At 72.4% G+C, this 17,467-nt stretch carries 15 protein-coding genes and 5 tRNA genes; 14 read left to right on the forward strand and 6 right to left on the reverse strand.

All coding sequences use genetic code 11. From position 1 onward, the window contains the following. Positions 1-27 precede the first annotated feature (27 nt). From ACIHIX_RS20875 to ACIHIX_RS20905, 7 genes are all read left to right on the forward strand, one after another. Entirely contained in the window at positions 28-864 is an 837-nt protein-coding gene (locus ACIHIX_RS20875; protein ID WP_399958134.1) for a MetQ/NlpA family ABC transporter substrate-binding protein, read from the forward strand. Between the two features lie 159 nt (positions 865-1,023). Continuing rightward, on the forward strand, positions 1,024-1,662 hold the full coding sequence (locus ACIHIX_RS20880) for a GNAT family N-acetyltransferase (protein ID WP_399958137.1): 639 nt from the start codon (positions 1,024-1,026) through the stop codon (positions 1,660-1,662). A gap of 104 nt (positions 1,663-1,766) precedes the next feature. Beyond that, the gene (gene cbiE / locus ACIHIX_RS20885; protein WP_399958140.1) at positions 1,767-2,978 is read left to right on the forward strand and encodes a precorrin-6y C5,15-methyltransferase (decarboxylating) subunit CbiE; all 1,212 of its coding nucleotides are present in this window, start codon (positions 1,767-1,769) and stop codon (positions 2,976-2,978) included. 367 nt (positions 2,979-3,345) lie between these two features. Then, positions 3,346-7,545: a nicotinate-nucleotide--dimethylbenzimidazole phosphoribosyltransferase gene (gene cobT, locus ACIHIX_RS20890; protein ID WP_399958143.1), complete on the forward strand. Its 4,200-nt coding sequence runs from the start codon at positions 3,346-3,348 to the stop codon at positions 7,543-7,545. A 162-nt stretch (positions 7,546-7,707) separates the two neighbouring features. Further along, positions 7,708-8,940, forward strand: coding sequence for a uroporphyrinogen-III C-methyltransferase (gene cobA / locus ACIHIX_RS20895; RefSeq protein ID WP_399958146.1), 1,233 nt, complete (start codon positions 7,708-7,710; stop codon positions 8,938-8,940). Between the two features lie 64 nt (positions 8,941-9,004). Beyond that, positions 9,005-9,823: a TrmH family RNA methyltransferase gene (locus tag ACIHIX_RS20900; protein ID WP_399958149.1), complete on the forward strand. Its 819-nt coding sequence runs from the start codon at positions 9,005-9,007 to the stop codon at positions 9,821-9,823. Positions 9,824-9,828: 5 nt separating this feature from the next. Beyond that, a complete protein-coding gene (locus ACIHIX_RS20905) occupies positions 9,829-10,221 on the forward strand; it encodes an NUDIX domain-containing protein (RefSeq protein WP_399958152.1) in 393 nt (130 codons plus the stop codon). Between the two features lie 4 nt (positions 10,222-10,225). Here the strand turns inward: ACIHIX_RS20905 and ACIHIX_RS20910 are convergent, their stop codons facing one another. Beyond that, positions 10,226-11,632 carry a protein kinase gene (locus tag ACIHIX_RS20910; protein ID WP_399958585.1) on the reverse strand — a complete coding sequence of 469 codons (1,407 nt, stop codon included), beginning with the start codon at positions 11,630-11,632 and terminating at the stop codon, positions 10,226-10,228. Positions 11,633-11,828: 196 nt separating this feature from the next. Between ACIHIX_RS20910 and ACIHIX_RS20915 the strand changes: the two genes are divergently transcribed. The 4 genes from ACIHIX_RS20915 (at position 11,829) to ACIHIX_RS20930 (ending at position 14,020) form a co-directional block, all read left to right on the forward strand. After that, positions 11,829-12,068 (forward strand): hypothetical protein, encoded by a 240-nt coding sequence (locus tag ACIHIX_RS20915; protein ID WP_046261530.1) that lies wholly within the window; start codon positions 11,829-11,831, stop codon positions 12,066-12,068. A 232-nt stretch (positions 12,069-12,300) separates the two neighbouring features. Continuing rightward, positions 12,301-12,498: a hypothetical protein gene (locus ACIHIX_RS20920; RefSeq protein WP_059196429.1), complete on the forward strand. Its 198-nt coding sequence runs from the start codon at positions 12,301-12,303 to the stop codon at positions 12,496-12,498. 197 nt (positions 12,499-12,695) lie between these two features. Then, positions 12,696-13,634 (forward strand): phosphotransferase family protein, encoded by a 939-nt coding sequence (locus ACIHIX_RS20925; protein ID WP_399958156.1) that lies wholly within the window; start codon positions 12,696-12,698, stop codon positions 13,632-13,634. An 80-nt stretch (positions 13,635-13,714) separates the two neighbouring features. Beyond that, entirely contained in the window at positions 13,715-14,020 is a 306-nt protein-coding gene (locus tag ACIHIX_RS20930; RefSeq protein ID WP_399958158.1) for a zf-TFIIB domain-containing protein, read from the forward strand. A 41-nt stretch (positions 14,021-14,061) separates the two neighbouring features. On the opposite strand, the gene ACIHIX_RS20935 is transcribed toward ACIHIX_RS20930, so the two are convergent. The 5 genes from ACIHIX_RS20935 to ACIHIX_RS20955 all read right to left on the reverse strand — a co-directional run bounded on the left by ACIHIX_RS20935 (position 14,062) and on the right by ACIHIX_RS20955 (position 14,530). Further along, a tRNA-Val gene (locus ACIHIX_RS20935) sits at positions 14,062-14,133 on the reverse strand. Positions 14,134-14,165: 32 nt separating this feature from the next. Further along, a tRNA-Val gene (locus tag ACIHIX_RS20940) sits at positions 14,166-14,237 on the reverse strand. A gap of 32 nt (positions 14,238-14,269) precedes the next feature. Beyond that, a tRNA-Val gene (locus ACIHIX_RS20945) sits at positions 14,270-14,341 on the reverse strand. Between the two features lies 1 nt (position 14,342). Then, positions 14,343-14,416: transfer RNA gene (locus ACIHIX_RS20950), tRNA-Cys, on the reverse strand. Between the two features lie 41 nt (positions 14,417-14,457). Continuing rightward, positions 14,458-14,530 (reverse strand) — tRNA-Gly (locus tag ACIHIX_RS20955). 177 nt (positions 14,531-14,707) lie between these two features. On the opposite strand from ACIHIX_RS20955, the gene ACIHIX_RS20960 reads away from it, so the two are divergent. From ACIHIX_RS20960 to ACIHIX_RS20970, 3 genes are all read left to right on the forward strand, one after another. Further along, a complete protein-coding gene (locus ACIHIX_RS20960; protein ID WP_399958161.1) occupies positions 14,708-15,754 on the forward strand; it encodes a chorismate-binding protein in 1,047 nt (348 codons plus the stop codon). Further along, positions 15,751-16,572: an aminotransferase class IV gene (locus ACIHIX_RS20965; protein WP_399958164.1), complete on the forward strand. Its 822-nt coding sequence runs from the start codon at positions 15,751-15,753 to the stop codon at positions 16,570-16,572. The genes ACIHIX_RS20960 and ACIHIX_RS20965 overlap by 4 nt, the downstream gene beginning before the upstream one ends. 69 nt (positions 16,573-16,641) lie before the next feature. Beyond that, the gene (locus tag ACIHIX_RS20970; protein ID WP_399958167.1) at positions 16,642-17,466 is read left to right on the forward strand and encodes a GNAT family N-acetyltransferase; all 825 of its coding nucleotides are present in this window, start codon (positions 16,642-16,644) and stop codon (positions 17,464-17,466) included. Position 17,467 lies beyond the last annotated feature (1 nt).

Consider the following 17,467-nt stretch of genomic DNA (forward strand, 5'->3'; position numbering starts at 1 on the left):
CTCTGCCCAAAAGGAAAGGCACTTTTCGTGCGTAACACCGCAAAGCTCACGACCGCAGTCCTCGCCGCCGGCGCCCTCACCTTCGGCCTGACCGCGTGCGGCTCCTCGGACTCGGACTCCGCGTCCTCCTCCGACACCAGCGGCCCGCTGGTCGTCGCCGCGAGCCCCGTCCCGCACGCCGAGATCCTCAACTACGTCAAGGACAACCTGGCGAAGAAGGCGGGCCTCGACCTGGAGGTCAAGGAGTTCACGGACTACGTCACGCCCAACACGGCGACGGAGGACGGCTCGGTCGACGCCAACTACTTCCAGAACCAGCCGTACCTCGACGACTTCAACAAGAAGAACGGCACCCACATCGTGCCCGTCGTGACGGTCCACCTGGAGCCGCTCGGCCTCTACTCCCACACGGTGAAGAGCGCCGACGCCCTCAAGAGCGGCGCGACCGTCGCGGTCCCGAACGACAGCGTCAACGAGGCCCGTGCGCTCAAGCTCCTCGCCGCCAACGGGATCATCACGCTCAAGGACGGCGTGGGCAACGAGGCGACCCCCGCCGACATCACCAAGAACCCCAAGAACCTCAAGTTCAAGGAGTTGGAGGCGGCCCAGACCCCGCGCTCCCTGGACGACGTCGACGCGGCCGTCATCAACGGCAACTACGCCATCGAGGCCGACCTCTCGCCCGCCAAGGACGCCCTCGTCCTGGAGTCCGCGACGGACAACCCGTACGGCAACTTCCTCGCGGTGAAGGACGGCAACGAGGACGACCCGCGCGTCAAGAAGCTCGCCAAGCTCCTCACCTCCGACGAGGTCAAGAAGTTCATCGAGGACAAGTACGACGGCTCCGTCATCCCGTCCTTCTGAAACTGACGACGCGTATACCGCGTATCGCCACGCACAGGGTCCGCTCGCTCACCCCGGGTGGACCCTGTAGTGCGGTTCAGTGCTTTCATGCTGCATGCTGGGCAGTTCAGCAGGACCCCGGCAGGACTTGCAGGTTTTCCGAAGGTTACGGAGCGGCGCATGACTAGCACCTTCCCCAACATCTCCATCAGCACGGAGCGGTTGGTGCTGCGTCCCCTCGACGAGGACGACGTGCCGGCGTTGACCGAGATGATGAACGACGAGCAGATCGCCGCCTGGACCGACGTCCCGCAGCCCTTCACCGAGGAGAACGCGCGCGGCTGGATCAGCGAGTACGCGCCCACCGAACGCACGGCGGGCCGCGGACTCGACCTCGCCGTCACCGAGTTCCTCACCCAGCGCCTGGTCGGCATCGTCCAGCTGACGAAGACCAACTGGCACATCCGCGCCACCGAACTGTCGTACATCATCGCCCCCTGGGCCCGCGGCGAGGGCTACGCCTCCGAGGCCGCCCTCGCCACCGCCCAATGGCTGTTCACCGACCAGAAGTTCGAGCGCATAGAGCTCCGCACGGCCGCCGACAACACCGCCTCCCAGCAGGTCGCCCAGAAGATCGGCTGCATCAGCGAGGGCGTCCTGCGCAACGCCTGCATAGCGCGGGTCCGCACCGAGGACGACACCTGGGCCGACGTCCGCACCGACTTCATCGTCTGGAGCCTGCTGCCGGAGGACATCGAGGGCGCGGGGGAGCAGTTGGCCGACACAGGCGGTTTCACCTCGTACGGCGACTGGAACTGAACCAGGAGGGGCGGACGGTACCGCTGTCCGCGTTCGCCGGGTCGACCAGGTACCCTCACGGAACCCGCCCCTGACGACCTGCGCAAACCTGGAGACTGACGAAGATGGCCGACCGGGTCACGGTGATCGGCTGGGACGGCTCGCCGCTGACGGCCGCGGCCCGCGCCGCGCTCGGCGCCGCGACACTGGTGGCGGGCGCCCCCCACCATCTGACGCTGCCCGAGGTACCGGCCGCCGCCGAAGGCATCCGCCTCGGCAGTGTCTCGCTGGCCGCCCGCCGGATCGCCGGCCATCGCGGCACCGCGGTCGTCCTCGCGGACGGTGACCCGGGGTTCTTCGGAGTCGTACGAACCCTGCGCGCACCCGAGTTCGGCCTGGAGGTCGAGGTCGTCCCCGCCGTCTCCTCGGTCGCCGCCGCCTTCGCCCGCGCCGGCATGCCCTGGGACGACGCTCAGGTGGTCGTCGCACACCGCCGCACCCTGCGACGCGCGGTGAACGTGTGCCGCGCCCATACCAAGGTCGCCGTCCTCACCTCACCGGGCGCGGGCCCCGCCGAACTCGGCCTCCTGATGGAGGGCGTCCACCGCACCTTCGTCATCTGCGAGGAACTCGGCACCGACCGCGAACAGGTCACGGTCCTCACCTCCGACAAGGCCGCCGACCACACCTGGCGCGACCCCAACCTGGTCATCGTCATGGGCGGCCCGGTCGCCGCGGCCGACGGCGGCGGCTGGATCGCCGGCCGGGACCCCGGCACCGGGCCGCGCGGCTGGGTCCAGCCCGCCGACGCCTACGACGGTCCGCTCGGGGAGGGCGAGACCGAGGTGCTGCGCGCGGTCCAACTCGCCCGGCTCGGCCCGCGCGTCGGCGACCTCGTCTGGGACATCGGCTGCGGCAGCGGCGCCTTCGCCACCGAGGCCGCCCGGGCCGGGGCCGCCGTCATCGCCGTCGACCGGGACCTCACCGCCTGCGGCCGCACCGACGCCGCCGCCCGCCGCTTCGGCGTCCAGCTCCAGATCGTCCGCGGCACCGCCCCGCACGTCCTGGAGAACCTCCCCGAACCGGACGTCGTCCGGGTCGGCGGCGGGGGAGTGGCGGTCGTCTCGGCGGTCGCCGACCGCCGCCCGCAGCGCATCGTCGCCCATGCCTCGACCCGCGACGAGGCCGAACTCCTCGGCCGCGACCTGACCGAACACGGCTACCGCGTCGAGTGCGCCCTCCTCCAGTCCGTCGAACTCGACACCAGGGCCTGGACGGAGACCGAACGGAGCGTCGCGTTCCTGCTCAGCGGGGTACTGCCCGACCGCACCGGGTGACCCTGTTTGTCCTCCCCGTGATCCTGTTGTCGTACTGCGCGCGGTAGGCTGGCCGACTGTTGTACCGCACCTGGTGGCCCGGCCTTTCGTTCGTCAATGTCCGGAAAACACGCCCGTTTTGGGGTGGGTGTGGTACGGCAGAACCGGAGGACGCGCAACGTGGCGCAGTCCACAGCGGGCTGTCGCGGATCAACCTGTCGCGACGGGGGAACGGCCGGGACAATGCCAGTTAATGGCTTTGTCGTCTTTCTCGGCGGGCCGTTCGTGCCGCTGGGCACGCACGCTCGTTCTTCACTGCGGGGGCGGTCGGTGCGCCGTTCCCGGTGAGCTGGTCGTAGAAGCACTAACCGATGGGCGAGGGGTACGCATGACCGACACCGGCCAGGTCCCGGGCGAGGGGCTGCCGGAGAACGCAGGCATGGTGGAACAGCCGGGCGTCCCCGCGCACGGTGCGTACACCTACCTCTCCGAGACCACCGCCGAGGACGAAGACCTGTTGCTGCTGCCGGGCGCCCAGGGCGCATGGGGCAACGAGGTCGCCCCGCCCGCACCGGAGCCCGTCGTCGAGACCTTGCAGGCGCCGTTCACGGAGCCGACGCAGGAGCCGTACGTGGACGCCGCGCAGGAGCCGTACGCGGACGCCGCGCAGGAGTCTTTCGGGCAGCCCGCGCAGGAGCCCTACGGGGAGTTCGCACAGGGTCCCTCCGCGGAGGCCGTGCACGAGCCCGGTCCGCATGAGACGGCCGGCCGCGACAGTGGTTCCGTCGACCTCGGCGGCGTCCGCCTCCCCAGCTCGCAGCCCGTCCCGTCGGCTCCTACGACGCCGATCCCGCCGATCACCCCCCGCCGACCGCTGCATCTCGGCCCGCCCATCCCCGACGCCTCCGCGAGCCCGGTCCGCTCCCTCGCCGACCGCGGCCCCGCAGGCGCGCCGGCCCGCCACGCGGGTCCGCCGACCACGGGCCCCGAGTACCTCGACGTCCCCCAGCCCCTGCGCGAGATGGCCCCGCAGGGCGCCGTGCCCTGGGGCGCCCCGGGCGTGGTGGCCCAGGCTGCCGAAACGGTTGTTCCGGCGACGGATCATCACGTGGCCCTGCAAACCCCGGAGCCGGTGGGCGCGGCCCAGGCCGCGGTCGCCCGCCTGACGGGTGAGGCGGGGGTTGCCGCGGCTGTGGGGCAGACGGGGGGTGCGGATCCGGAGGGTGTGCAGTCCGAGGCCGCGTATCAGGAAGGCGCGCCGACCGAAGGCGTGCCGTCGGAGGGTGTGCCGTCGGAGGGTACGTATCCGGCGCAGGCTCCGGTCGGCGGTGAGGGTGCGCCGGTCGCCGACGCGGTGTCCGAGACGGACGGTGGGGAGCCGCCGGTGGTCGGGGAGGTTCCGGCCGAAGTTCCGGCCGAGGCTGCCGAGACCGGCGGGGCGGGCCTGCCTGACGCCGATGCCGAGCTGACCGCTGCCGTGGTGAACGGCGATGAGGTCGGTCAGGTCGCCGAGGCCCCGGTCGTGCCGGAGTCGCAGGCGGCGCTGCCGCCGGAGGCCGTCGTGCCCGAGGCCGGGCAGGTCACGGATGCCGTGGCGGCTGAGGAGGCTGGGCGGACTGCCGTGGCTGAGGTCACCGACCCGGCCACCGTGACGGAGCCCGCCGACCCCACCGTCGTGACCGAAGCCATTGCCCCCGCCGCCGATCCCACGGTTGTGCCGGACGGGGCCGCCCCCGCAGTCCCCGGACCGGAGGCCACGGCCACCGAGCCTGACGCCGCCGCCCCCACCGTCCTCGCCGCCGTCCCCGCGCCCGAGGTCACCGAGGCCACCGCTGCCGTAGCCGAGACGGACGCCCCCGCAGAGGCTCCCGTCGACGCCCCCGCCGCCACGCCCGAGGCCCCCGGGGCCGAGACCATGACCGTCTCCGAGCACCCCGCTCCGATCCCGACGCCTGCCCCGGCTCCGGCACCGGACGCCCCCGAAGCCGTACCGACCCCGCAGGCCCCCGAAGCCGTACCGCAGCCCGCGGCGACCTCACCGGCAACCGCCCCCGCGACTCCCGCGACGGACGCCCCCACGGCTCCCGCCACCGACACCCCCGCGACCTCCGCCACCGACACCCCCGCAGCGGCCGTCGTCGGACAGATCGCGCAGCCGGAGGCCACCGCCCCGGCCGCCGAACCCGTCGCCCCCGCGGAGGTCACCGCCGTGGAACCCTCGCCCGAGACCGCCCCCGGCGCCGAGCCGCTGCCCCACCCCGCGGACCTCGCACCGGGCACCCCCGACCAGCAGACCGCTGCCGCCGAGGCGGAAGCCACCCCGCAGCCGGTCGCCGCCCCCGACCCCGCCTCCCAGGCCGCGCACGCACCTGAGCCCGAGGTTCCGGCGACGGACGCGACCCAGCCGGGAGACGACCTCCAAGCCGTTCCGGTTCCGGCTCCCCTCGCCCCTGCCGCGCAGATCGACGTCCCGCAGCCCCCGGCCGCCCCGCACGGCCTCATCGCCGAACCCGCGGGCCCTCAGGTGCTGTTCATGGACCAGGCCACGCCCGCGCAGACCCCCGGCGGCGTCGCCACCCCCCATCCCGGCCAACCCCTGGGCCAGTTCGTCCAGGTGGAGGGTTCCGTGCCGACGACTCCGCACCTCGCTCCCACCCCGCCGCAGCCGCTGATCCTGCCCGCGGAAACCCCAGGGGACGCGGAGGCCCACCAGGACCCGCCCGCCGTCCCCGCACCGCGCGAGGGCGACGACCCGGAACACGTGGAACTCGTACAGAACGCCGACGACCTGGACACCCGGGCCGCCGATCAGGAAGAAAGCACGGCCACCGTGGAAGAAGTACGTCAGTCCACCGGCCCGGCCGCGCCCGCCTACGACGACGCCGAGCGCGAGGCCGTCCTCAAGGTCATGCGCGAGCGCCGCGACATCCGCAACGGCTTCCGCGGCGACCCCATCCCGCACGAGGTGCTGCTCCGCGTCCTGGAGGCGGCCCACACGGCCCCCTCCGTCGGCCACTCGCAGCCGTGGGACTTCGTCGTCATCCGCTCCGCCGACACCCGGCGCAGCATGCACGAGTTGGCCATGCGCCAGCGCGACGCGTACGCCAAGTCCCTCCCCAAGGGCCGGGCGAAGCAGTTCAAGGAACTCAAGATCGAGGCCATCCTCGACACCCCGGTGAACATCGTCGTCACCGCCGACCCGACCCGCGGCGGCCGGCACACCCTCGGCCGGCACACCCAGCCGCAGATGGCGCCGTACTCCGCCGCGCTCGCCGTCGAGAACCTGTGGCTCGCCGCCCGCGCCGAGGGCCTCGGCGTCGGCTGGGTCAGCTTCTTCGACGAGCGCGAGATGGTCCGCGCCCTCGGCCTGCCCGAGCACCTCGAAGTCATCGCCTACCTGTGCGTCGGGTACGTCGACGAGTTCCCGGACGAGCCCGAGCTGATGCAGGCCGGCTGGTCCAAGCGCCGCCCGCTGTCCTGGGTCGTCCACGAGGAGACGTACGGCCGCCGCGCCCTGCCCGGCGAGGAGCCGCACGACCTGCTCGCCGAGACCGTCGCCCAGATCCGCCCGCTGGACGCCAAGGCGCTCGGCGAGGCCTGGGAGCGGCAGAAGCGGATGACCAAGCCGCCGGGCTCGCTCGGCATGCTGGAGATCATCTCCGCCCAGCTGTCCGGCCTGTCCCGCCAGTGCCCGCCGCCGATCCCGGAGCCCGCGGCGGTCGCGATCTTCGCCGGTGACCACGGCGTGCACGCCCAGGGCGTCACCCCCTGGCCCCAGGAGGTGACGGCCCAGATGGTCGCCAACTTCCTCGGCGGCGGCGCGGTCTGCAACGCCTTCGCGAGCCAGGTGGGCGCCGAGGTCTGTGTGGTGGACGTCGGTGTCGCGGCCGACCTCCCCGCCACCCCCGGTCTCCTGCCCCGCAAGGTCCGCGCGGGCACGTCCGACATGACCACCGGACCCGCGATGACCCGCGAGGAGGCCAAGCAGGCCATCGAGGTCGGCATCGAGACGGCCCGCGACCTGGTGGCGGCCGGCAACAAGGCGCTCCTGACGGGCGAGATGGGCATCGCGAACACCACCGCGTCCGCCGCCCTGATCTCGATCTTCACGGACACCGACCCGGCCGAGGTGACCGGCCGCGGCACCGGCATCAACGACGAGACCCTCGCCCGCAAGACCGAGGTCGTCCGGCGTGCCCTCGAACTCCACCAGCCGGACCCCGCCGACCCGATCGGCGTCCTGGCCGCGATCGGTGGCTTCGAACACGCGGCGATCGTCGGCCTCCTCCTGGGCGGCGCCTCCCTCCGCACCCCGGTGATCCTGGACGGCGTCAGCGCCGGTGCCGCCGCCCTGGTGGCCCGCGCCATCGCCCCCGAGGTCCTCGCGGCCTGCATCGCGGGCCACCGCAGCGCCGAGCCGGGCCACGTGGCCGCCCTGAACAAGCTGGGCCTGCGCCCCCTGGTCGACCTCGACCTCCGCCTCGGCGAGGGCACCGGCGCGCTGCTCGCCCTGCCGCTGGTCCAGAGCACGGCGAGGGCGATGCACGAGGTGGCGACGTTCGACTCGGCAGGGGTCACCGAGAAGTAGGACGGAAGCGAGAGGGCTCGGGGAATCCCCCGAGCCCTTTTCTCCGTGGGTCCGCACCCGGCGGCGACGCCCAGCCACCGGACACCCGACCCGCCGAAACCGCCCACCCCTTAAAATCTGCACGTCAGGGCCACCGCCAAGCCCCCGGAGGAGCCGCCCCTCATGGCCGAAAACCCCGCCTACCCCGTAGGCCTCCGCCTCACCGGCCGCAAGGTCGTCGTCCTCGGCGGCGGCCAGGTCGCGCAGCGCCGCCTCCCGGCGTTGATCGCGGCGGGCGCGGACGTCCACCTCGTGTCTCCCGAGGCGACCCCCTCCGTCGAGGCCATGGCGGACGCGGGTGAGATCGCCTGGGAGAAGCGCCCTTATGCGACCGGCGACCTCGCCGACGCCTGGTACGCCCTGATCGCCACCAGCGACACCGAGGCGAACACCGCGGCCTCCGCCGAGGCCGAAGCGCACCGCGTCTGGTGTGTCCGCTCCGACGACGCGGACCAGGCGACGGCCTGGACCCCGGCCACCGGGCACAGCGAGGGCGTCACGGTCGCCGTCCTCACCACGAACGCCAAGGGCCGCGACCCTCGCCACACCGCGGCCATCCGCGACGCGGTCGTGGAGGGCCTGCGCGACGGCACCCTCGTCGCCCCCCACCACCGCACCCGCACCACCGGCGTCGCCCTCGTCGGCGGCGGCCCCGGCGACCCGGACCTGATCACGGTCCGCGGCCGTCGCCTCCTCGCCGAGGCCGACGTCGTCATCGCCGACCGCCTCGGCCCGCGCGACCTCCTCGCCGAACTCCCGCCGCACGTCGAGGTGATCGACGCGGCGAAGATCCCGTACGGCCGTTTCATGGCCCAGGAGGCCATCAACAACGCCCTGATCGAGCACGCCAAGCAGGGCAAGTCCGTCGTACGACTCAAGGGCGGCGACCCCTACGTCTTCGGCCGCGGCATGGAGGAGCTGCACGCCCTGGCCGAAGCCGGCATCCCCTGCACCGTCGTGCCCGGCATCTCCAGCTCGATCTCGGTCCCGGGCGCGGCCGGCATCCCGGTCACCCACCGCGGTGTCGCACACGAGTTCACGGTGGTCAGCGGCCATGTCGCCCCTGACGACGAGCGCTCACTCGTCGACTGGCCGTCGCTGGCCAAGCTCACCGGCACCCTCGTGATCCTCATGGGCGTCGACAAGATCGGCAAGATCGCGGAGACGCTCGTGGCGCACGGCAAGCCGGCGGACACCCCGGTCGCCCTCGTCCAGGAGGGCACCACGGCCGCCCAGCGCCGCGTGGACGCCACCCTCGCGACGGTCGGCGAGACGGTCGTACGCGAGGATGTGAAGCCCCCGGCGGTGATCGTCGTCGGCGCGGTCGTGGGCGTAGGCCCGCAGGCATCCGCGTAACCCCGGGTAACCCAACTCGTACCCAGCCGTTGGCACCGCACCCAGAGCAAGGCAGTATCACCCTGTGGCCGATCTCATCACCGTCGAGGATCCCGACGACCCGCGCCTGCGCGACTACACAGGCCTGACCGACGTGGAGCTGCGCCGCAAGCGCGAACCGGCCGAGGGCCTGTTCATCGCCGAGGGCGAGAAGGTCATCAGACGCGCCAAGGACGCCGGCTACGAGATGCGGTCGATGCTGCTGTCCGCCAAGTGGGTCGACGTCATGCGCGACGTCATCGACGAGCTGCCCGCCCCGGTGTACGCGGTCAGCCCGGAGCTCGCCGAGCGGGTCACCGGCTACCACGTGCACCGTGGCGCGCTCGCCTCCATGCAGCGCAAGCCGCTCCCGACGGCGACCGACCTCCTGCAGGCCGCCCGCCGGGTGGTGGTCATGGAGTCGGTCAACGACCACACCAACATCGGCGCGATCTTCCGCTCGGCGGCGGCCCTGGGCATGGACGCGGTGCTGCTGTCGCCCGACTGCGCGGACCCGCTCTACCGCCGCAGCGTGAAGGTCTCGATGGGCGCGGTCTTCTCCGTCCCCTACGCCCGCCTCGACAGCTGGCCCAAGAGCCTGGAGTCGGTCCGCGAGGCGGGCTTCTCGCTCCTCGCGCTCACCCCGGACGAGAAGGCCAAGACCCTGGACGAGGCCGCCCCGCACAAGATGGAGCGGGTCGCCCTGATGCTCGGCGCCGAGGGCGACGGCCTCTCCACCCAGGCCCTGGTCGCCGCCGACGAATGGGTCCGCATCCCGATGGCCCACGGCGTCGACTCCCTCAACGTCGGCGCCGCGGCGGCGGTCGCCTTCTACGCGGTGGCCACGGGCCGCCCCGCGCTGTAGGCCCGGTGCCGCAGCGCCAGGCGATCGTCGCGGTCCTTTTCCGGGCGGGCCGGGTCCTGGTGATCCGCCGCGCCGCGGGCGTGGCCCGCCCCGGCTACTGGCAGCCCCTGAGCGGCAAGCTCGAACCGGGGGAGACCCAGCGGGAGGCGGTGATCAGGGAGGTCCGCGAGGAAGTCGGCCTGACGGCCGTTCCGCTCGCCAAGGTCTGGGAGTCGGAGACCGACGACGGCGTCTTCCGCCTCCACTGGTGGACGGCCCGCGCCGACGACGGCGAGGTGGTCCCCGATCCCTCGGAGGTAGCCGACACCCGCTGGATCACCCCTGCGGAATTCCCGGCCCTGGACCCGGTGTTCGAGGGTGACCTCGAGTTCTTCGACCGGATCCTCCCGGGCCTCTGACACCTCAGTCGGACGTCTCCAGCGTCGACTCGAACCGCTCGGACATCAACTTCCCCTCGTCCAGCGGCGGATGGTGCACCCGCTGCTGCCGTACGACCTCACGGTCGTCGCCGATGCCCCGCGCGGGCCCCTGACACCCCTGGGCCGCCGCGATGCCGAGCGCCACCAGCAGGGTCACGACCACGAACACGAACAGCCGCTGCCGCAGCAACCGCGGATTGGCGGGCCGCCGGCCCGTCCCCGTGGTCCTGGGTGCCGGACGCCCCGTACCGCTGCGCGGCGCGGGACGGTTCCCGCCCCCGGAACGGGTGGTGTTCCGCGAGGCCGGAGTCGGCCGGGCGCCGGACCGGGAGGTGGGGCCACCCCCGCGCGACGGCGTCCCGTTCCGCGACGGAGCGGGCCCGCGCGAGGAGGACGGCGTACCACCGCGCGGCGCCGGCGTGCGCTGCGTGGGCCCCGGCTGCGCCCCCTGAGGCCGCCGCTGCTGCATCCGCTGCTGGTCGGGATAGCTCTCGGTGACCCGCCCGGCCGGCCGGTCCACATCGGCACCGCGGGGCGCCGGAGGCCGCACATCCGCGAGCCCCTGCGCCTCCCGCGCGGCGATCTCCTTGAGCCGCAACGACAGTTGGAGCGTACTGGGCCGTTCCTCCGGGTCCTTGGCGAGACAGGCACGCACGAGCGGAGCAAGGGCATCCGGTACGCCGTGCAGCTGGGCCTCCTCGTGCACGACCCGGTACAGCATCACCTCGGAACTGCCGTGCCCGAAGGGCGAGTCGCCCATCGAGGCGTACGCCAGCGTCGCGCCGAGCGAGAACACGTCCGTGGCCGGGGTGACGGCCGCGCCCCGCACCTGCTCCGGTGCGAGAAAGCCGGGCGAACCGACCGCGGTACCCACATGCGTGAGCGTCGAGGCCCCGGTCGCCCAGGCGATGCCGAAGTCGATGATCCGCGGACCCTTGGGGGAGAGCAGGATGTTGGACGGCTTCAGATCCCGGTGCACGACACCGGCCTCGTGCACGGCGACCAGCCCCTCCGACAGGGCCGCACCGATCGCGGCGACCTCGGCCGCGACCAGGGAACCCTCGTCGGCGACCTTGTCGTGCAGGGAGGGCCCGGGCACGTACTGGGTGGCGAACCACGGCCGCTCGGCGTCCAGATCGGCGGCCACGAGCCGTGCCGTACAGCCGCCCCTGATCCGCCGGGCCGCCGAGACCTCACGCGCGAACCGGGAACGGAACTCCTGGTCCTCCGCCAGATCGGGCCGGATCACCTTCAGCGCGACCCGCTGCCCCTTCTTGTCGGAGCCCAGGTAGACGACGCCCATACCGCCCGCGCCGAGCCGTCTGTGAAGCCTGAACGAGCCGACGACGCGCGGGTCCTCGCGCCTCAGGCGCATCATCGCCATGTTCATCCCCGCTGCCCGGTCCGTGTGACGTGCCACAGCTTACGTTTATGCGGCCGCCCGCGCGCAGAGGCCGCGCCCTCTCGTCCCGACGGATTGTCAGTGCCCGGTGGGAGAATTGAGGGGTGGTCAGGGAGCGTGCGCTCGGACGGGCTTTGATCTGCGCGCCTTCCCAACCATCCGTCGCAGAAGGGGGATTGAACCCGTGAAGGGTGATCGCGTGGAGATAGTCGTGGACGCAGGGGACACGACGCGTACGTACGAGGTGGTGGCGAGCAGGGCGGGTCGCCGAGTGGAGACGGCGGTCCGCCGAGGTGTGGTGGAAGTGAGCGAAGTCACCCGTAGCGGCTCCGTCGTCCGGACGGCCCGCTTCATGGCGACCCGGGTCCTGGCGCTGGTCGAGCAGCCGGTGCCGCGCGAGGACGGCTCGGAGAAAGCCGGGTAAAGCGGGCGCCCCCTCGGGGAAGACCCGGAGACCTAGGTCCTCGTCTCCACCCAGGGGAGTACTCCGCAGGTCATGGCTCATCCTCCGGGAGGCCCGGCAATCGGTACGAGGGCATGACGTGCAGCGCTCGCCGTCCGCCTAGATTTGAGGTCAAGCGGCGGGTGCAGCACTCGTCCCCCGAGGTCAGACACCCGCCGCTGCCAACGACAACAGAACGGTCAGGAGAGGGACCATGGCCCACACGGCACCGCGGACGATCGTCCGCACACAGGGACGCACCACGTTCCGCCCCCGCCGCACGGGCCGTCGCCACCCCTTGGTGGCGACGCTGATGGCCCTTCCTCCTGCGGTCCTGCTCTTCCTCCTCTTCGGAGGCTGGGAGACCGTGGCCACACAGGCGTCGTCCGTGGGAGTGATGCTGGGGCGCTGAGCGGCGACCCCAGGCCCGGAAGAGCGGTCCGGGCGGGGACATCCACCCATGAAACCCCGTGGGGACGGGGGTGCGGCGGACGGCACAAATGCCGGCGCAGCTGGGGAGCTGCGCCGGCATTGCTTTTCCCCGGCGGCTTTCCGCGATGGGGCCCCGTACCCTCGCAGTCACACCCCGCACCGCCTCCAGGGAGCCCTGTGACCGCCTCCGCCCTGCTGCTCGCCGAGCTCACCACCCGAGCCAGGGTCACGGCCCACTCCGCCACCTCGACCTGCGTCTGCGGCACCAGCACCCTCGCCGACCGGCCCGACGCCACGGTGGTCCGGCATGCCGACACGGTCGCGAAGGCCCACGCACCCGCCACACCACCCGCCGAACTGACCGCCCGCCTCACCACGGCAGCCCGCCTCCCCGGCATCCTCCTCCCGCCGCTCACCCCGACACCGGCGAACCTCCACGGCCGCCTCGTCACGTTCTGGCCCTACGGCGCCCCCGTGGACCCGGAGAACCCGGACGCGGCCCCCTGGGAGGAGGCGGCGGTCCTCCTCGCCCGTCTCCACCGCACCCCCGCCGCCCCTGACCTGCCCCCGATGCGCGGCCCGGCCAAGGCGGCCCAGGCGGTCGACCGCCTCCGCGCGGCCCCTCCCCACGTGGCCACCGACCCGGTGCTGCGCGCCTGGGCCGCCCTTCCCGCTTGGGCCCGCGCCGAGGTGCCCATGCCGGACACCCGCACCCTGTGCCACGGCGACCTCCACCTCGGCCAACTCGTCCGCCACCCCGCGCCCGACGGCCCCTGGCGCCTCATCGACGTCGACGACCTCGGCACCGGCGTCCCCGCCTGGGACCTCGCCCGCCCCGCCGCCTGGTACGCCTGCGGTCTGCTCCCGCCCGACGAGTGGACGCGCTTCCTCGACGCCTATCGCGCCGCGGGCGGCCCGGCCGTACCGCAGGACGGCGACCCCTGGCCCGCCCTGGACGTCCCGGCCCGTGCCCTGACCGTCCAGACCGCGGCACGCGCCCTGGCGAAGGCCCTGACCGCCGGGCGTCCGCTGGACGAGGTGGAACAGTCCCTGATCGACGCATGTGCCCGAATGGGTTCCGCCCCACCCGAGTTGACCGGGACATTCGCGAAGTAGGGTGCAACCGACCGCAGCCGGACAGTGTCTGTCCTGGCGATACATGAAGCAGGACCGACCGGCGAGGAGTTGAGCCGACCATGCAGTGTCCCAAGTGCCATGCACCCATGCACACGTACAACCGCAACGGCGTTCAGATCGAGCAGTGCAGCGGCTGCCGCGGGATATTCCTGGACTACGGCGAGCTCGAGGCGCTGACCCGCCTGGAGTCCCAGTGGAGCCAGCCCGCCCCGCCGCCCCCGGCCGCCCCGCAGGCGTACCCGGCGGCCCCCGCGGCCCCCGCGGCTCCCGCCTGGGGTGCCCCGCAGCACGGCGGTCACTACGGCGGCCACCACGGCCACCACCAGCGGCACAAGAGCTTCGGCCACATGCTCTTCTCCAGCTGACACGAAGAAGCCCCCGGTACAAGGCCGGGGGCTTCGGTGTGTGGACGATACTGGGATTGAACCAGTGACCTCTTCCGTGTCAGGGAAGCGCTCTCCCGCTGAGCTAATCGTCCTCGGGATCACAGTCGAGACTGTGGATCTTGCGTGCGCGATACTGGGATTGAACCAGTGACCTCTTCCGTGTCAGGGAAGCGCTCTCCCGCTGAGCTAATCGCGCGGGTCAGACCTTCGATGACCTCGAAGATCCAGTGGACGATACTGGGATTGAACCAGTGACCTCTTCCGTGTCAGGGAAGCGCTCTCCCGCTGAGCTAATCGTCCTTGGAGGTGGAGACGGGATTTGAACCCGTGTAGACGGCTTTGCAGGCCGTTGCCTCGCCTCTCGGCCACTCCACCAGGAGTGTTGGGGGTTCGGGATGATCCCCCTTGCTCTTCCGAGCGAACGACGAGGTTCGAACTCGCGACCTCAACCTTGGCAAGGTTGCGCTCTACCAACTGAGCTACGTTCGCCTGTCTTTCCGTTCCGCTTGCGCGTCCCGGCGACGTGTTGAACTCTAGCGGATTCCTGGGCCAGCACAAAAACGCGTTTGTGCAGCGTGCTGCGCTGTGCCCGCCAGCACACCTGGTCAGGGGCTCCGGACGGACATGACCAGGTCACCCGCGGGACACCGGCCATAGACTCGACGCGTGCTCGACCTCGCTCCTCTCGCCCGCTTCGGTGACCGTGTCGCCACCGGCCTCCTCGACGTCACCAGCGACCCGGCCGCCCTGGACTCCAGCGGCTTCTGGGCGGTCTGCGCCGACTTCGAAGGCCGTCTGACCTGCGCCCGCTTCCGGGACGTACGCGAGGAGCCGGTCCCCGCCCCGGTGCCGGGGGCGTGGCACGGACCAGCGGTCGGCGACTGGACGTCGTCCCTCGACCGCGCCGGGTACACGGCCGGGGTGCGGCGCATCCGCGAGCACATCGCGGCCGGCGAGGTCTATCAGGCGAACCTCTGCCGCGTCCTGAGCGCACCCGTGGCACCTGACGCCGACGTGGACGCGCTCACCGCCCTGCTGGCCCGCGGCAACCCGGCGCCGTACGCAGGAACGATCCGGCTGCCGGAGCACGGCGTGGAGATATCCACCGCTTCTCCCGAACTGTTCCTGCGCCGCGACGACCGGGTCGTCGAGTCCGGGCCGATCAAGGGCACCGGACGCACCGAGGCGGACCTCCTGGAGAAGGACTACGCCGAGAACGTCATGATCGTGGACCTGGTACGCAACGACATCGGGCAGGTCTGCGCCACCGGCAGCGTGAGCGTCCCCGACCTGTGCGCCGTGGAGAAACACCCCGGCCTCGTGCACCTCGTCTCGACGGTCCGCGGCGAGCTGCGCGACGGCGCCGGCTGGCCGGAGCTGCTGGCCGCCGCCTTCCCGCCCGGCTCCGTCACCGGTGCGCCCAAGTCCAGTGCCCTGCGCATCATCGACGCCCTGGAGACCGCACCCCGCGGCCCGTACTGCGGAGGCGTCGGCTGGGTCGACGCCGACCGGGGTGCCGGAGAGCTGGCCGTCGGCATCCGCACCTTCTGGATCGACCGCGCCGAGGGCGTGTTGCGCTTCGGCACCGGCGCGGGCATCACCTGGGGTTCCGACCCCGAGGGGGAGTGGCGGGAGACCGAACTGAAGGCTGCCCGGCTGCTCGCGGTAGCGTCGGGAACGTACGAGGTGAGTGGAGAGGGACTACCGACGTGAAGATATGGCTCGACGGCGCACTGCAGGACAGCGAGTCCGCCCGCGTCTCCGTCTTCGACCACGGGCTGACCGTGGGCGACGGCGTCTTCGAGACCGTGAAGGCGGTGGACGGCCGTCCGTTCGCCCTGACCCGGCACCTGGACCGGCTGACCCTCTCGGCGCGCGGACTCGGTCTGCCCGACCCGGACCTGGACGAGGTCCGTCGAGCCTGCGCCGCCGTTCTCGACGCCAACCCCATGCCGCTCGGCCGGCTGCGCGTCACCTACACCGGCGGCCACGGCCCGCTCGGCTCCGACCGCGGCGAGCACGGCCCGACCCTGGTCGTCGCCCTGGGTGAGACGACCCGTCGCCCCGACTCCACGGCCGTGATCACGGTCCCCTGGACCCGCAACGAGCGCAGCGCGCTGACCGGCCTGAAGACCACCTCGTACGCGGAGAACGTCGTCGCGCTCTCCCGCGCGCACGGCCAGGCCGCCTCCGAGGCGCTGTTCGCCAACACCGTCGGACAGCTGTGCGAGGGCACCGGGTCGAACGTCTTCGTCGTCCTGGACGGCGAGATCCACACCCCGCCGCTCGCCTCCGGCTGCCTCGCGGGCATCACGCGCGCGTTGACGGTCGAATGGACCGGCGCCAAGGAGACCGACCTGACGCTGGACGTGCTGGAGCGGGCCGAGGAGGTCTTCCTCACCTCCACCCTGCGCGACGTACAGGCCGTGCACCGCGTCGACGGACGCGAACTGCCCGGCACCCCGGGGCCGGTGACCGCCAAGGCCATGCGCGTCTTCGACGAGCGGGCCGGGAACGACCTCGACCCGTAGGGGCTCGGCCCGGAAGGGCGCGTGAATATTCGGCTGCTCCGGGGCACGGCAGCGGGTAGAACACCCGTGATGACCACGACCCTGCGGCCGACCGAGCCGCTCCAGCAGAACGCCGACGGCACGCGTTCGCGCCGCTATCAGGTGTGCGTGAACAGCCGTCCCGTCGGCGCCGTCCACCTCGGCACCTCGCCCGCCTTCGGGCCCTCGGTGGCGCGCATCAACGATCTGCGCATCGAGGAACCCGACCGGCGACGGGGCCGCGGGACGGTGGCCGCGCTGGCCGCCGAGGAGGTCGCGCGCGGCTGGGGCTGCCGGGAGATCGAGATCGGCGTCCCCGGGACCGCCGAGGCGGGCCTGCGCCTCGTCGCGGCGCTCGGCTACGTCCTGCGCAACCGCGGCATGGAGAAGCGGCTCGACGACACCCCGCCCACCCTGCCGGACGGCTACCGGGCGCGGCCCATGACCGAGGCCGACTTCGACACCTGGCGGGCGCACGAGTCGGAGGACTACGTGCGCACCTGGATCGACCGGGGCGTCCCCGAGGCCGAGGCCCGCGCCAAGGCCGAGCGCGACCACGAGATGCTCCTGCCCCAGGGTCTCGCCACCGAGGACATGTGGTTCAACGTCCTCGAACACGAGGGCACGCGCGTGGGCGTCCTGTGGCTCGCCCTGCGCGACGGGACGCCCTTCGTCTACGACGTCGAGGTCGACGCGGACCAGCGCGGCCACGGCCACGGCCGCGCCCTGATGCTGCTCGCGGAGATTCAGGCACACGCCCTCGGCGAGCGCACGCTCGGCCTCAATGTCTTCGCGGACAACACCCCGGCCGAGCGGCTGTACGAGTCACTCGGGTACGAGACGACGCGGTACGCCTACTACAAGCCGCTGCTGTAGC

It is taken from the genome of Streptomyces sp. NPDC051913, assembly GCF_044593635.1.
GTDB lineage: Bacteria > Actinomycetota > Actinomycetes > Streptomycetales > Streptomycetaceae > Streptomyces.